Source organism: Klebsiella sp. RCJ4 (assembly GCF_009025755.1).
GTDB classification, from domain to species: Bacteria; Pseudomonadota; Gammaproteobacteria; order Enterobacterales; family Enterobacteriaceae; genus Klebsiella; species Klebsiella michiganensis.
Map to the genome: position 1 here is coordinate 67,100 of NZ_WCIN01000033.1, position 13,223 is coordinate 80,322.

At 55.6% G+C, this 13,223-nt stretch carries 16 protein-coding genes; 7 read left to right on the forward strand and 9 right to left on the reverse strand.

Features of this window, described 5'->3' with window-relative positions; translation table 11 throughout:
* The first annotated feature begins 211 nt into the window (after positions 1-211).
* Positions 212-559, forward strand: a complete 348-nt coding sequence (gene grxD / locus F8562_RS11470) for a monothiol glutaredoxin 4 (RefSeq protein ID WP_004102692.1) — start codon at positions 212-214, stop codon at positions 557-559.
* Positions 560-610: 51 nt separating this feature from the next.
* On the opposite strand, the gene rnt is transcribed toward grxD, so the two are convergent.
* The 4 genes from rnt to F8562_RS11490 form a co-directional block, all read right to left on the reverse strand.
* A complete protein-coding gene (gene rnt, locus F8562_RS11475) occupies positions 611-1,255 on the reverse strand; it encodes a ribonuclease T (protein WP_014229602.1) in 645 nt (214 codons plus the stop codon).
* 106 nt (positions 1,256-1,361) lie between these two features.
* On the reverse strand, positions 1,362-1,769 hold the full coding sequence (gene gloA / locus F8562_RS11480) for a lactoylglutathione lyase (RefSeq protein WP_004119471.1): 408 nt from the start codon (positions 1,767-1,769) through the stop codon (positions 1,362-1,364).
* Between the two features lie 79 nt (positions 1,770-1,848).
* A complete protein-coding gene (locus tag F8562_RS11485) occupies positions 1,849-2,946 on the reverse strand; it encodes an alkene reductase (RefSeq protein WP_004851469.1) in 1,098 nt (365 codons plus the stop codon).
* A 53-nt stretch (positions 2,947-2,999) separates the two neighbouring features.
* Positions 3,000-3,599 carry a TetR/AcrR family transcriptional regulator gene (locus F8562_RS11490; protein ID WP_014838672.1) on the reverse strand — a complete coding sequence of 200 codons (600 nt, stop codon included), beginning with the start codon at positions 3,597-3,599 and terminating at the stop codon, positions 3,000-3,002.
* A gap of 121 nt (positions 3,600-3,720) precedes the next feature.
* Between F8562_RS11490 and F8562_RS11495 the strand changes: the two genes are divergently transcribed.
* The 3 genes from F8562_RS11495 to sodC are packed head-to-tail and all read left to right on the forward strand — an operon-like array spanning position 3,721 to position 5,507.
* A complete protein-coding gene (locus F8562_RS11495) occupies positions 3,721-3,981 on the forward strand; it encodes a DUF1289 domain-containing protein (protein ID WP_162140793.1) in 261 nt (86 codons plus the stop codon).
* 48 nt (positions 3,982-4,029) lie between these two features.
* Positions 4,030-4,926 carry an aldo/keto reductase gene (locus F8562_RS11500; protein WP_014838670.1) on the forward strand — a complete coding sequence of 299 codons (897 nt, stop codon included), beginning with the start codon at positions 4,030-4,032 and terminating at the stop codon, positions 4,924-4,926.
* Between the two features lie 59 nt (positions 4,927-4,985).
* Positions 4,986-5,507, forward strand: a complete 522-nt coding sequence (gene sodC, locus F8562_RS11505; RefSeq protein ID WP_004119475.1) for a superoxide dismutase [Cu-Zn] SodC — start codon at positions 4,986-4,988, stop codon at positions 5,505-5,507.
* On the opposite strand, the gene F8562_RS11510 is transcribed toward sodC, so the two are convergent.
* From F8562_RS11510 to F8562_RS11520, 3 genes are read right to left on the reverse strand one after another with little or no spacing between them, the layout of a single operon-like run.
* Positions 5,500-7,524: an FUSC family protein gene (locus F8562_RS11510; protein WP_014838669.1), complete on the reverse strand. Its 2,025-nt coding sequence runs from the start codon at positions 7,522-7,524 to the stop codon at positions 5,500-5,502. The two genes, sodC and F8562_RS11510, sit on opposite strands and share 8 nt — an antisense overlap.
* Positions 7,524-8,420, reverse strand: a complete 897-nt coding sequence (locus F8562_RS11515; protein ID WP_014229597.1) for an HlyD family secretion protein — start codon at positions 8,418-8,420, stop codon at positions 7,524-7,526. Before F8562_RS11515 ends, F8562_RS11510 begins: the two co-directional genes overlap by 1 nt.
* A gap of 10 nt (positions 8,421-8,430) precedes the next feature.
* Positions 8,431-8,667, reverse strand: a complete 237-nt coding sequence (locus F8562_RS11520) for a DUF1656 domain-containing protein (protein ID WP_014838668.1) — start codon at positions 8,665-8,667, stop codon at positions 8,431-8,433.
* Positions 8,668-8,838: 171 nt separating this feature from the next.
* Here F8562_RS11520 and slyA point away from each other — a divergent pair, with 171 nt between their 5' ends.
* Complete coding sequence (gene slyA / locus F8562_RS11525) at positions 8,839-9,279, forward strand: transcriptional regulator SlyA (RefSeq protein WP_016810099.1); 441 nt, start codon at positions 8,839-8,841, stop codon at positions 9,277-9,279.
* A gap of 41 nt (positions 9,280-9,320) precedes the next feature.
* Here slyA and F8562_RS11530 read toward each other — a convergent pair whose 3' ends face one another.
* On the reverse strand, positions 9,321-10,673 hold the full coding sequence (locus tag F8562_RS11530; protein ID WP_014229595.1) for a GGDEF domain-containing protein: 1,353 nt from the start codon (positions 10,671-10,673) through the stop codon (positions 9,321-9,323).
* Positions 10,674-10,900: 227 nt separating this feature from the next.
* Positions 10,901-11,368, reverse strand: coding sequence for an outer membrane lipoprotein SlyB (gene slyB / locus F8562_RS11535; RefSeq protein ID WP_004851450.1), 468 nt, complete (start codon positions 11,366-11,368; stop codon positions 10,901-10,903).
* A 271-nt stretch (positions 11,369-11,639) separates the two neighbouring features.
* Between slyB and anmK the strand changes: the two genes are divergently transcribed.
* Together anmK and mliC are read left to right on the forward strand one after the other, a co-directional pair.
* Positions 11,640-12,764, forward strand: a complete 1,125-nt coding sequence (gene anmK / locus F8562_RS11540; RefSeq protein ID WP_014838667.1) for an anhydro-N-acetylmuramic acid kinase — start codon at positions 11,640-11,642, stop codon at positions 12,762-12,764.
* A gap of 92 nt (positions 12,765-12,856) precedes the next feature.
* The gene (gene mliC / locus F8562_RS11545) at positions 12,857-13,180 is read left to right on the forward strand and encodes a C-type lysozyme inhibitor (protein ID WP_014229593.1); all 324 of its coding nucleotides are present in this window, start codon (positions 12,857-12,859) and stop codon (positions 13,178-13,180) included.
* Positions 13,181-13,223 lie beyond the last annotated feature (43 nt).

A 13,223-nucleotide genomic window follows, 5' to 3' on the forward strand; every position in this document is an offset into this window, starting at 1 on the left:
ACATTTGCAAAAAAATGCTTCCGTCAACGGTACCCGCGCATGAAAAACGCGCAATGCGTTGCCGCGTATAGCAATAAAATGATATTTTTAAGGCAACTTATGCCGACAGAAGATAAAATGTGGCAAGTGAAAAAAATGTTATTATCGGTCCTGCGCCCAGGGCGCTACAATGTCAAATTACTGCCGTAAAGAAGTTTAAGGAAGCACGACAATGAGCACGACTTTAGAAAAAATCCAACGTCAAATCGCTGAAAACCCGATCCTGCTGTACATGAAAGGGTCGCCGAAGCTGCCAAGCTGCGGTTTCTCCGCTCAGGCCGTTCAGGCGCTCTCCGCCTGTGGCGAACGTTTTGCCTACGTCGATATCCTGCAAAATCCGGACATCCGCGCAGAGCTGCCGAAATACGCTAACTGGCCGACCTTCCCGCAGCTGTGGGTTGACGGTGAACTGGTCGGCGGCTGTGACATCGTGATTGAAATGTATCAGCGCGGCGAACTGCAGCAGCTGATCAAAGAAACGGCCGCGAAGTACAAGACTGACGAACCGAAAGCAGAGTAATTCGGCTGCCAATAAAAAAGCGACTTCCGGTGAAGTCGCTTTTTTTATCGCTTACTCTTCGGCCACGGGTAATGGCCAGCCGCCAAGGCGCTTCCAGCGGTTGACGATTTCGCAGAACAGCTGGGCGGTTTGCTGGGTATCGTAAAGCGCCGAGTGTGCTTGAGTACCATCAAATGCCATTCCCGCGGCAATACAGGCTTTCGACAGCACCGTTTGACCCAGCGCCAGGCCGCTCAGAGCCGCGGTATCGAAGGTCACGAACGGATGAAAGGGGTTACGTTTCAGGCCAGCCCGCTCTGCCGCCGCCATGGTAAAGCTGTGATCGAACGTGGCGTTGTGCGCGACCATAATCGCGCGGCTGCAGTCGCTCTCTTTCATTCCCTTGCGGACCATTTTAAAAATCGCGTGCAGCGCATCGTATTCGCTCACCGCGCCGCGCTCGGGATCGTTAGGGTTAATACCGTTAAAAGCCAGCGCTTCGGGCTGCAGGTTGGCGCCTTCAAAAGGCTCAACATGAAAATGCAGCGTTTCGTCCGGCATCAGCCAGCCTTCCTCATCCATTTTCAACGTAATAGCGGCGATCTCCAGCAGGGCGTCGGTTTTGGCATTAAATCCGGCGGTTTCAACATCGATTACCACAGGATAAAAACCGCGAAAACGGTCGCACAGACCATTAAGTTGAACGTTCTCGGACATCAGATTCTCTTAGCTGGAAAAAAGTAGCGCGCATTATGGCAAATTTTGCCGCAGCTTGCAGCAGGAAGGGGATAAAACAGCAGGCACCGCGGGTGCCCGCAGCCGATTAGTTGCCGAGGCCTTTTCCGGCGTCTTTCTCTTCAATCAGTTCAATTTTATAGCCATCCGGATCTTCGACGAAGGCGATGACGGTGGTGCCGCCTTTGACCGGGCCGGCTTCACGCGTCACGTTGCCGCCGTTCTGGCGGATACGCTCGCAGGCTTCGGCCGCGTTTTCAACGCTGAGCGCGATATGGCCATAAGCGCTGCCGAGATCGTACTTATCAACGCCCCAGTTATAGGTCAGCTCAATCACGGCGGTATCGCTCTCTTCGCCGTAACCCACGAATGCCAGCGAATATTTATACTCAGTGTTTTCGCTGGTGCGCAGCAGTTTCATGCCCAGCACGTTGGTGTAAAACTCAATAGAACGTTGCAGGTCGCCAACGCGCAGCATGGTGTGAAGTAAGCGCATAATGTCCCCTATGCAGTTTGTTTTGATACATCAGAGCGTTGAGTATAGCGGCGATAACCCGCCGCTATCAATGGAGGGATTACAGGGTAGGGTAATCGGTATAACCTTCCGCGCCGCCGCCGTAGAAGCTTTCCGGACGCTGCGGATTCAGCGCGGCCTTCTTCTGCAGGCGCGCGACCAGATCCGGGTTGGCAATATAGTCGCGACCGAAGGCCACGGCATCGATCAGGCCTTTACCGATCAGATCGTTTGCCTTTTCCACCGTGTAGGCGCCAGCGCCGATAATAGCGCCCGGGAAGCGGTCGCGGACTTTCTGACGGAATTCATCGCTGTACGGTTGGCCGCCAGCCCAGTCCGGCTCGGACATATGCAGGTAAGCAATACCGCGTTTGGCCAGCGCTTCGATGAGATAGAGCGCGTCGGCTTCTTCATTCGGGCCATTATCGACGTTCTGAAAGCTGCCGATAGGCGAGACGCGAATCCCGATACGGTCGGCGCTCCACTCTTTACTCGCCGCATCAACCACTTCCAGCACCAGGCGAGCGCGATTTTCCACGCTGCCGCCGTACTGGTCAGTACGATGGTTGGAAGAAGGGGAAAGGAACTGGTGCAGCAGGTAGCCGTGCGCGGAGTGCAGTTCGACAAGGTCAAAGCCGGCATCGCGGGCGTTGCCTACCGCCTGGCGGAAATCATCAACGATCCCCGGGATCTCGGCGGTTTCGAGCGCGCGCGGCATCGAGGTGTCTACGCGAATAGCGTGGCCGTTTTCATCACGCAGCGAGGTACGGGTACCCGCGCTAATGGCCGATGGCGCAACCGGCGCGGCGCCACCCGGCTGAATGCTGCTGTGGGAAATGCGCCCGGTGTGCCACAGCTGAACGGCAATACGCCCGTTTTCCGCGTGTACGCCGGCGGTGATTTTTTTCCATGCGGCAATCTGCTCCGGGCTGTGCAGGCCCGGTGCGCCCGCGTAGCCTTTAGCCTGAGCGGAGATCTGGGTGGCTTCGGAAATAATCAGGCCGGAGCTGGCGCGCTGGCGGTAGTATTCGCCCATCAGCGGGGTTGGAATATCGCCCGGTTCAATGCTGCGCAGACGCGTCAGCGGAGCCATAAACACGCGATTCGGTACGGTTACCGCACCCACTTTCAACGGGGTAAACAACTTTGATTCTGACATAATGACTCCTGAGTAGACCGGTCGTCTTGAAACGGGATAAATAAAAACGCCTGTTAAACGGCAGGCGCAGCAATAATACGTTTGGCGTGGGCAAGGGCGCTTTCCAGCGGCGTTGCGCTACGCGTAATTTTAGCCTGCAGATTCGCCCCCAGCCACAGGGAGTAAAGCACCTGCGAGAGCGTTAAGGCGTCGCCGTCAAACGCAAGGCTGCTCTCCTGACGGCCTTTCTCCAGCGCATCGCCGAGGAGAACGATGATCTGGCTGGCGCCTTTATCCATCGCGGTGCGCATATCTTCCGACAGATCGCAGACCTCTGCCGACAGCTTCACCGTCAGACAGCCGCTGATGATGCCCTGCTGGCAAAACTGCGTCAGCGTATGCTGATAGTAGGCCAGGAGGCGATCGCGATAGTTCCCCTCGCCGTGGTCAAAATGATCGACCAGGCGCTGAAGATATCCGGCGTAGTGATGGTCGAGCAGCGCAACGCCAAAGGCTTCTTTAGAGCGAAAGTAGTGATAGAAAGAGCCTTTCGGCACCTCCGCTGTTTTCAGCAGTTCGCTCAGACCCATACCGGTAAACCCTCGATGCATGCAGAGCTGCTCGCCGGTGGCCAGGATATGTTCGCGGGTGTTACATTCACTGTGCTTGTTCATGGCGCTCACTGTAATAGACCGATTGGTCTAATGCAAGTCATAATTAAAAATGCCGCCTGGCGAAGAGGCTGATGAACAAAATTTGCGTACGGCGGATGAAACGTCTTCAATAAAGAAAGAGATGAGCGGCAGGAGAGGCGAAGTGGCTGAACAACTGGAATTCTTCCCGGTACAGAGTCCGTGCCGGGGGATTTGTCAGTCTGATGAGCGCGGCTACTGTCGGGGGTGTATGCGTAGCCGCGACGAGCGTTTCAACTGGCAGAAAATGAGCGATGCGCAAAAGCAGGATGTTTTGCGTCTGTGCCGACAGCGGCTACTGCGCAAATTACGCGCAGCTAAGCAGGATAGTGCGGAAGAACCGCAGCAACCCTCACTGTTTTAAGCCTAAAATTGCGTATACTCAGGGCACTTTTTTATTGAGGAAGCTGTTATGGTTCAGCGTATTGCTATGGCTCCGCAGGGGCCGGAATTCTCTCGTTTTGTGATGGGCTACTGGCGTCTGATGGACTGGAATATGTCCGCTCAGGCGCTGGTGGGCTTTGTTGAGCAACACCTGGATCTGGGCATTACCACCATCGATCATGCCGATATTTACGGTGACTATCGCTGCGAGGCGGCGTTTGGCGAAGCGCTAAAGCTGGCGCCGCATCTGCGCAGCAGGATGGAAATTGTCACCAAGTGCGGGATTGCCACGAAAGCGCGGGCGGAAAACACCATCGGTCACTATATTACCGACCGCGACCATATTGTTCTCAGCGCGGAGCAGTCGCTGCGTAACCTTGCCACCGACCATATTGACCTGCTGTTGATTCATCGTCCGGACCCGCTGATGGATGCGGATGAAGTGGCGGAAGCCTTCCTGGCCCTTCACCATAGCGGCAAGGTTCGTCACTTCGGCGTATCGAATTTTACCCCCGCCCAGTTTACCCTGCTGCAGTCGCGCCTGCCGTTTACCCTGGCGACCAACCAGGTGGAAATTTCTCCGGTTCATCAGCCGCTGCTGCTTGACGGTACGCTGGATCAGCTTCAGCAGCTGCGTATTCGCCCGATGGCATGGTCCTGCCTCGGCGGCGGTCGTTTGTTTAACGACGACAGCTTCCTGCCGCTGCGCGATGAGCTGGCGCGCGTTGCTCAGGAGCTGAATGCGGAGAGCATTGAGCAGGTGGTGTATGCCTGGATCCTGCGCCTGCCGTCGCAGCCGTTGCCGATTATTGGCTCAGGGAAAATAGAGCGCGTGCGTTCCGCGGTGGCGGCCGAAAAGCTGAAGATGTCCCGCCAGCAGTGGTTCCGTATCCGCAAAGCGGCGTTAGGTTACGACGTTCCGTAAACCCCATCACCTCCGCAATGGCCTACACTTAGTAGCGACAGAGCCATTAAGGAGGTGTTATGCAACGATGTATTCTCGCCATACTTACCCTGGCCGCGTGCGCAGGCGCGCAGGCGGCCAGTGAAAGCGTCGATATCAATCTTGTCACCAGCCAGAGCGTCGGTCAGGCTATCGGTAGCGTTAAAATCAGCGAAACCGCGAAAGGCCTGGAATTTACGCCAGACCTGAAGGCGCTACCTCCCGGCGAGCACGGCTTCCATATCCATGCCAACGGCAGCTGCCAGCCCGCGATTAAAGAGGGTAAAGCCGTCGCCGCTGGCGCGGCAGGCGGGCACTACGATCCGCAAAAAACCGGTAAGCATGAAGGTCCCGACGGCGCCGGTCACCTCGGCGATCTGCCGTTCCTGGTGGTCAATAACGACGGTAAAGCAACCCAGCCGGTGGTCGCGCCGCGCTTAAAAACGCTGGATGAGGTTAAAGGGAAGGCGCTGATGATTCACGTGGGGGGCGACAATATGTCCGATAGCCCGCAGCCCCTTGGCGGCGGCGGCGAGCGGTTCGCCTGCGGCGTGATTAAGTAGTTCTTTCCGTTAAGGTGCCGGCAATGGGCGCCTGTTCCAGCTGCGACAGCGCGCACCACAGTCGCCAGATAACCGCCGCCAGCTCTTTGGCTGCCGGCTGGTGGTGGTGATTAAGCGCGTCGCAGATGCGCTGCAGCTCCTGCAGCGTCGAGGCGAGTGGCCGCTGCTGTACCCCGCGCTCGCTCATCACATCCCGCAGCAGGCTGATGCATAAATCGCGCACCTGCGATAGCGGGTCGGAACGGGTTTCCCACTCGCGAAGCTGCCACACCACGTGGGAACAGTTGAGCAAAACCACGCCCCAGCGCAGCAGCCAGCGGCGCGCCAGCGCATCCTGGCTATTGCTGAGCTGGCTGATGTGGTGATAAACCAGCGATTCAAATTCATGCTCGCTATGCTGCGGGCGGCGGCTTAGCTGGTCGACAAAGTGACGCCGTAACGCACGGATATGACGGCGGCTTTTACGCGCGTCTGAACCCGGGCTGATGATGGCGAACGCCAGCCAGGCAAGGCCGACGCCGATGATTTTGCCCAGATTATCGTTAAGAAACGACGCGTAGTCGTAGACCGGCGGGTTGGTCACCGAAATAAACGACCCCATAAATACAATCAGCTGCCCCCACAGTCCGGCGAGCTTAGGCATCTGGAGTTTCAGCAGCTGCATGGTGGTCAGCAGGGGAAACAGAAACAGCAAGAACTGCCATAAATCGGTTATCTGCACCATCAGGCCAAACTTCACCACAAAGCTAAAGAGTGAAAGCAGGATCAGGGTACGCATCAGCAGCGTTAGTGACTTAAACGGCGAAGGAGAGACCGAATAGAGCACGCAGCAGATCGCCGCCAGGGTCAGGGCTGCGGCGCAGGCCTGCCATTGGGTGCTAATTCCCCAGGCGCCGACCATCACCAGCGCGCAAAAGGTGCGTACGCCGTTCCATAAGGCTTCGGCCTGATCGGTATGGCGAGCCAGCGCTGGCGCGGAAGGTACGTTAAATTCGGTTATCGCGCTGGCGTTTTCGATGCGCCTTAGCCAGCGGCTGCTCTCCAGATAGAGACGACAGAAGTAGCGCAGACGCTTCCAGAAGGCGATATGCCGGTAGTCAGCGTCCGCGGGGGGCGCCAGCGGAGCGATGATGCGGGCAACGCTCAGGGCGTCGGCGTTGGCATGAGATAATGCGTTGAGCAACGACTCCAGTATCTCGCGGGTGCGGGCAGGAGCGGTGGGCCAGTTGAGCAGCATTCGCCGCAGGCTCGAAATCACGCTGGTCATTCGCAGCTGTTGATGCAGCAGGTAGTTCAGCAGCGGGTTTTGCCGACGAAAGCGATAGTGGCTCCAGAATGCCTGAATGCGCAGCAGATTCATGGTCAGGATTTGCCCGATCACGCTCTCGTGCGCGGTGCGAATGGCATCGGTCGTTTCCGGCACCCACAGCAGGCTGGCGTGTTCCAGCAGGCGCGCATGCATGTTTTTCAGCGCCGTCAGCAGCGTAGCGCCATCGGAGGTGCTCGGTAAGATCATCATCATCAGCCCGCCGCACAAAATACCGACGATGACTTCGCAGACGCGCGACTGGGCGATGGTCCACAGTTCGTTCGCGTCGGTGATATTGATAACCGGGAAGGCGATAATCGCGCAGGTGTAGCCCGCAAGCTGGAAAGCGTAGGCGACGTTATTGGTAAACATCGCGCAGGCCCACGTGCAGAGGGCTATCCACGCCGAAATGCTGAACAAAAACAGCCACGGATCGTTGAGGGTATGCCCGGCCAGCAGCAGCGCCGCGCAGGCGCCGAGCAGGCTGCCGGCAATACGCCCGAAGCTTTTGCTGATCACCCCGCCGACGGTGGGAAAGCTGACCACCGCGGCGGAGGTCATCGCCCAGTAGGGTTCGTCAAGATTCAGCCAGTAGGCGACGCTCAGCGCCAGGCACATGGCAATCCCGTTACGCAAGGCATAGCGCCACTGCGGACGGCTGGCCTTAATCCACGGGAGCGAGCGCCACGTCAGAGCCTGCAGCTTCATTATTGCGCGCCGATGGCTACGGTGCAGGTGGTACCGGAGACCAGGATGGTATCCGGCGGCAAATGATCAAACTCAATACGCACCGGTACGCGCTGGGCAAGTCGGACCCACGGAATATTCGGTTTAATGTTCGCCACCAGATCGCCGCCGCTCTCCACGCTCTGGTCGACGATGGCGCGTCCGATGCTGCTTACGTGACCCTGTAACTTCTGCTTGCTGCTATAAAGAATGATCTGCGCGCTGTCGCCGGGACGGATATTGCGCAGTTTCGTTTCTTCAAAATAACCCACCACGTAGAAGGAGCGGCTATCCACGAGGGCGAAAACCGGGTGGCCAACGGCGGCGTAGTCGCCAACCCGGGTTGAGAGATTGGTGACCCAACCGTCGACCGGCGCTTTTATTTCCGTCTGCGTGAGCTGCCATTGGGCGTGATCGAGGGTGGCCTGCGCCACGCCAACCACGGCCTTAGCGGCTTCGAGGTTGGTCGTGGCGGTATTCAGCGCGGTATTGGCGTTTTCTAAATCTTCTGCCGAGATAAAGTTCTGTGATAGATGACGCCGACGGCTGGCATCGCTGGCGGCTTTTTTCTGTTCTGCCTGCGCGCGGGCGACTTCCGCTTTGGCTTTAGCAAGCTGCGCCCGGGCGTTGAGCAGGGCGATTTTATAAGGCGTGTCATCGATTCTGAACAGCACGTCTCCCGCTTTAACCAGCTGGTTGTCGCGCACGTTGAGCTGCAGGATGCTGCCGGAAACCTGGGGTGTGACGCCAACCTGCTCGGCGCGGACCTTGCCGTCGCGGGTCCACGGTGATTGCGTGTAGTAATTCCAGACCAGCCAGGCGGCAATAATAGCCAGCGCGGCGACCAGCAGCGTGGATAAGTATTTTAGTTTCTTCATGTAATGAACATTACCAGATAGTCAGTAAAACCAGCGCCAGACAGACGGAGAGCGCAAAGAAGGAGAGGTCCATTAGCAGGGGATGCCAAATCTCGCCTGCATACATCCAGTCCCGCAGCTGGCGGTGGATAATCAACCAGATAAAAAAGCCCAGCAAAACGGCTTTAAACACGGGAGGGAAATAGACAGCAGCGCCGAACACCAGGTCCTGGAGCGACAATCCGGCAGTGTTAAGACTCAGTTTCACAAGCAAAAATCCTTTGCCGTTGCAGGAAGAATGTTCAGGTTATGCGATTATTCACATTGTAAATCATTGTTCTGATTTTAGTGAATCGGGTAATTCATTTGTTTTGGTAATTTAAATGCTGCACACTATTCTAAAATCAGTATAATAACTTAGCAAGCTAATTATAAGGAGATGAAATTGGAATCGCCACTTGGTTCTGATCTGGCACGTTTGGTGCGCGTCTGGCGCGCGCTAATCGACCATCGCCTGAAACCTCTGGAGTTAACGCAGACGCACTGGGTCACGCTGCATAACATTCACCAGCTGCCGCCTGAACAGTCGCAGATTCAGCTGGCGAAAGCCATTGGTATTGAGCAGCCGTCGCTGGTTCGCACGCTCGACCAGCTGGAGGAGAAAGGGCTTATTTCTCGCCAGACCTGTGCTAACGATCGGCGGGCAAAACGTATCAAGCTTACCGAAAAAGCCGAGCCTCTGATCAACGAAATGGAAGAGGTTATCGGCAAAACGCGTGATGAGATTCTGGCCGGCGTATCTAAGGAAGAGGTGGAAACGCTGCTTAATTTGATTCGTAAACTTGAACACAATATTCTCGATCTCCAGGCAAAAGATTGACCTTAGCGAGGCCTTGAGGACTCTCAAGGCCTCTTTTTTATTCATTCATGCCAGACCACTACGCGGTTACGCCCGCTGTTTTTCGCTTCATACATCGCGGTATCCGCGCGCTTAACGCACTCTTCTGCCGAAACGTGCGCATCCTGCGTGGTGAACACGCCCATACTGATGGTCATTCTCTCCGGTAATCCCTCCTGCTTCTCGCTGACCGACAGGCGGATACGTTCGGCGATTGCCAGCGCTTCGTTGGCGCCGATATTCACCAGCAGCAGGGCAAACTCTTCCCCGCCGATACGCGCGGCAGCGTCGTCCTGGCGCACGTTGTTCTGCAACACGCTGGCAGCAAACTGAATCACCTTATCTCCCTGCACGTGACCGTAGGTGTCGTTGATGCGCTTAAAGCGATCGAGGTCGCAGACGATGACCGACAGCGGCTGTGAAGCGGAAGCCTTCGACAATCGCTGAGTCAGGGTGTCATAGAAATAGCTGCGGTTATACAGCCGGGTCAGGGGATCGCGAATCGAGTTCTGGTAAGAGCGGACGTATCTTTCGTTTGATTCACGATAGAGTATAAAAACGTCACCAAGCAGAATTAAAATCAGAAACAGGGTGCTAAGCGTTTCAAAAAGCCGCGCCTGATTCCAGGAGTGAGCGTTACCGCTAACCGTGGAGAGCAGCACCAGCAGCGTAAAGATATAGGCGGTACAAAAAAAGGCGCCGCTGTACCAGAATATATTACGCAGCCGAGTCAGGCCGATCATTAAAATCAGCGTTAATGACCATATGATAATTAATAGCCAGCCAATGCGATTATGCCATAGTGGCGTAAAGGTATAGGTTAGATTGTCAATGAATTCAATGCTTAGCAACGGCGAGTTGCTTGAATGAACCCACGATAATATGAGCGTTGCGCTGATAAAAATAAAACAACTACTGAGCACCGCACCGTGAATTTTTCTTGAGTGGCCGGTAATATGTCGGATGCGATATAAAATAATTGAGGTTATAAATAAAACAGCCATCATCACGTTGCGGAAAAAATAAAAAATCAGCGCGTCATTTTGATTGATCTCGCGCCCCTGAGCACAGACCAGCCAGTCGGGATAGCTGCCTATCGTTCCCAGCATCAGCAGGGCCGAGCAGGTAAACGCGAAGGCTATCGGGGCCAGGTACAGCTGTTTTTTATCACACAGATATTTCATGCCCATAAAGCAGGCAATCATAATATGAAAACCCATCAGTGAAATAGTTAGCACAGGGAAAAGCATGGATGATGTTGTAGAGATACGATGAATTAATGAGGTGGTAATAAAATTAACCACAGCAATAGAAAGACTGCACGCGATAGCGTAAATAAATATCCGGCAGGGTAAGCTTTTTATATTAACGCGCATAGTCAACATCCCTGAAAAATGCGAAGGTAAAACGACAGAATTGCCGCAATGTTTTAAATAATACTGGCTGGAGAATACTTGATGGTGGCGGGCGGAATATTGCGCGGGCGCAAATTAGTGCATGTATAAAAGAAAAATATAAATATATATGAATTATTTATTTATACTGAGGAAATAATACGTATTTTATATCAATAAGCGGCCCGTCCGGGCCGCAGAGAGAAGATTTAGCGCGGGGAGACCGTCACCTGGCTGCCGCTGCCGGCAATGGCTACGCGCTGGCCGACGGAGAACGGCGTGCTGCCTTGCTTTTGCACTACCATGATGGTGTTACCGTCATCTTTGCGGATTTCCAGCTCAACGCCCTGAGTTTTATTCATCGCGCCCTGTACGCCCTGACCGGCTACGCCGCCGGCGACAGCGCCTGCCGCCGTTGCCAGGGAGCGACCCGTGCCGCCGCCAATGGTGTTACCGAGGAAGCCGCCGAGCACCGCGCCGCCGATGGCGCCGATGGCGTTGCTGTCATCTCCGCCCTGAATCTGCACCGCGCGGGTATGCACAATGGTGCCGTAGGTCACGCTCTGGACCTGTTTGGCTTCAGATGCGGAGTAAACATCGCCGGACAGGCCGCTGCTGCTGACGCAGCCTGCAAGCGTAAAACCAATCATCGAGACAGCCAAAACACGTAAAATCATTTATGAATCTCCTGTTCACCAAGAAGCGTTCTGTTGAACTTCCTTGTAGCCAATTATATGGCATTTAAGCGTCTGCTGGCATAGCAGATGCAACGACTATACAAAAAATAATAATCAGAGTCGTCTCAACCTAAACTAAACACAAGTTCTTTACCCTAAGAATCGGCAGCGCTGCTTGTATTGTTAAAAAGTATTATAGCAGCGTAGCTTTGCCCCCTCGTTTATGATGGAGTGTGGGGATATACGAGAGTCATGGAATGAAGGAAAGCGTATGAAATCAGGCCGCTTTATCGGCGTTATGTCCGGCACCAGCCTTGATGGTGTTGATGTTGTTCTCGCAGCAATTAATGAAAATCTGGTTGCCCAGCAGGCCAGCCTGACCTATCCCATCCCCATCGCGATTAAAGAAGATATCCTGGCCATCTGCCAGGGGCAGCAGCTGACTCTTTCGCAGCTGGGGCGTCTCGATACGCGCCTGGGACGGTTATTTGCCGATGCGGTTCTGGCATTGATGGCTCAGGAAAAGCTCAAGGCGGCGGACATCATCGCTATCGGCTGCCATGGCCAAACGGTCTGGCATGAGCCAGCAGGCGATGCGCCGCATACTTTGCAGATTGGCGACAATAACCAGATTGCCGCGCATACCGGCGTGACGGTGGTCGGGGATTTTCGCCGTCGCGATATGGCGCTCGGCGGGCAGGGCGCGCCGCTGGTCCCGGCGTTCCACCACGCGCTGCTGGCGCACCCGGTTGAGCGTCGAATGGTTCTCAATATTGGCGGGATCGCCAACCTCTCTTTGCTGGCGCCAGGTCTGCCGGTGCGCGGCTACGACACTGGCCCGGGCAACATGCTGATGGATGCGTGGGTCTGGCGTCAGTGTGGTAAACCCTTCGATAAAGACGCGCAGTGGGCCAGCGAGGGTAAAATTGTGCTGCCGTTGCTGCAGGATATGCTAAGCGATCCGTGGTTTGCGCTGCCGGCGCCAAAGAGCACCGGTCGTGAATACTTTAACTACGGCTGGCTGTCGCAGCATCTGGCGCGTTATCCGGGGCTTCGCGCCCAGGACGTTCAGGCGACCCTTGCGGAGCTGACCGCCGTCAGCATCAGTGAACAGGTGCTGCTCAGCGGGGGATGTGAACGCCTGCTGGTATGCGGCGGCGGGGCGCGCAATCCGCTTCTGATGGCCCGTCTGGCGGCGCTGCTGCCGGGAACCGAGGTATCGACGACCGATGAGGCGGGGATCAGCGGTGATGATATGGAGGCGCTGGCTTTCGCATGGCTGGCGTGGCGGACGCTTGCTGGACTACCCGGCAATCTCCCTTCCGTGACCGGCGCGTCGCAAGCTTCCGTGCTTGGCGCGATTTTTCCGGCCAATCCGCCGCAAAATCAGAGTTAACTGAAATCACCCGCGCCGGTTTCTTCGTAAACTGGACAGCGTTGAGGGAGGGCGTTATGCCTTCCCGGACCGGGAAAGTCGAAGGCAAATTGATGAAAAAAATTCTTATTCTTGCTGTACCTTTTATGCTGGCGGGCTGTAGCTACTACAACCAGTTTGTCGAGCGGATGAATACGGACACCCTCGAGTATCAGTGTGACCAGAAACCGTTGACCGTCCATCTCAATCATACTCGCCAGCAGGTCAGCTTTATTTACGATAATCAGCAGCTCAATTTACAGCAGGGGCTCTCCGCCTCTGGCGCGCGCTATACCGATGGCGTTTACGTCTTCTGGTCGAAGGGCGATAGCGCCACCGTCTATAAACGGGACCGTATCGTGCTGGAAAACTGTCAGCTGCAAACCGCCAAACGTTGAGATTTCAGCCATGGGGGCGCACAATAACGCTACCCTTTGATTA

Coding starts and splice junctions, on each gene's coding strand:
- grxD (WP_004102692.1), top strand. CDS start 212: ATGAGCACGACTTTAGAAAAAATCCAACGTCAAATCGCTGAAAACCCG.
- F8562_RS11485 (WP_004851469.1), bottom strand. CDS start 2,946: ATGTCAGAATCAAAGTTGTTTACCCCGTTGAAAGTGGGTGCGGTAACC.
- F8562_RS11510 (WP_014838669.1), bottom strand. CDS start 7,524: ATGAAGCTGCAGGCTCTGACGTGGCGCTCGCTCCCGTGGATTAAGGCC.
- gloA (WP_004119471.1), bottom strand. CDS start 1,769: ATGCGCTTACTTCACACCATGCTGCGCGTTGGCGACCTGCAACGTTCT.
- F8562_RS11515 (WP_014229597.1), bottom strand. CDS start 8,420: ATGAAGAAACTAAAATACTTATCCACGCTGCTGGTCGCCGCGCTGGCT.
- anmK (WP_014838667.1), top strand. CDS start 11,640: ATGAAATCAGGCCGCTTTATCGGCGTTATGTCCGGCACCAGCCTTGAT.
- F8562_RS11490 (WP_014838672.1), bottom strand. CDS start 3,599: ATGAACAAGCACAGTGAATGTAACACCCGCGAACATATCCTGGCCACC.
- sodC (WP_004119475.1), top strand. CDS start 4,986: ATGCAACGATGTATTCTCGCCATACTTACCCTGGCCGCGTGCGCAGGC.
- F8562_RS11500 (WP_014838670.1), top strand. CDS start 4,030: ATGGTTCAGCGTATTGCTATGGCTCCGCAGGGGCCGGAATTCTCTCGT.
- slyA (WP_016810099.1), top strand. CDS start 8,839: ATGAAATTGGAATCGCCACTTGGTTCTGATCTGGCACGTTTGGTGCGC.
- F8562_RS11495 (WP_162140793.1), top strand. CDS start 3,721: ATGAGCGGCAGGAGAGGCGAAGTGGCTGAACAACTGGAATTCTTCCCG.
- F8562_RS11530 (WP_014229595.1), bottom strand. CDS start 10,673: ATGCGCGTTAATATAAAAAGCTTACCCTGCCGGATATTTATTTACGCT.
- slyB (WP_004851450.1), bottom strand. CDS start 11,368: ATGATTTTACGTGTTTTGGCTGTCTCGATGATTGGTTTTACGCTTGCA.
- mliC (WP_014229593.1), top strand. CDS start 12,857: ATGAAAAAAATTCTTATTCTTGCTGTACCTTTTATGCTGGCGGGCTGT.
- rnt (WP_014229602.1), bottom strand. CDS start 1,255: ATGTCCGAGAACGTTCAACTTAATGGTCTGTGCGACCGTTTTCGCGGT.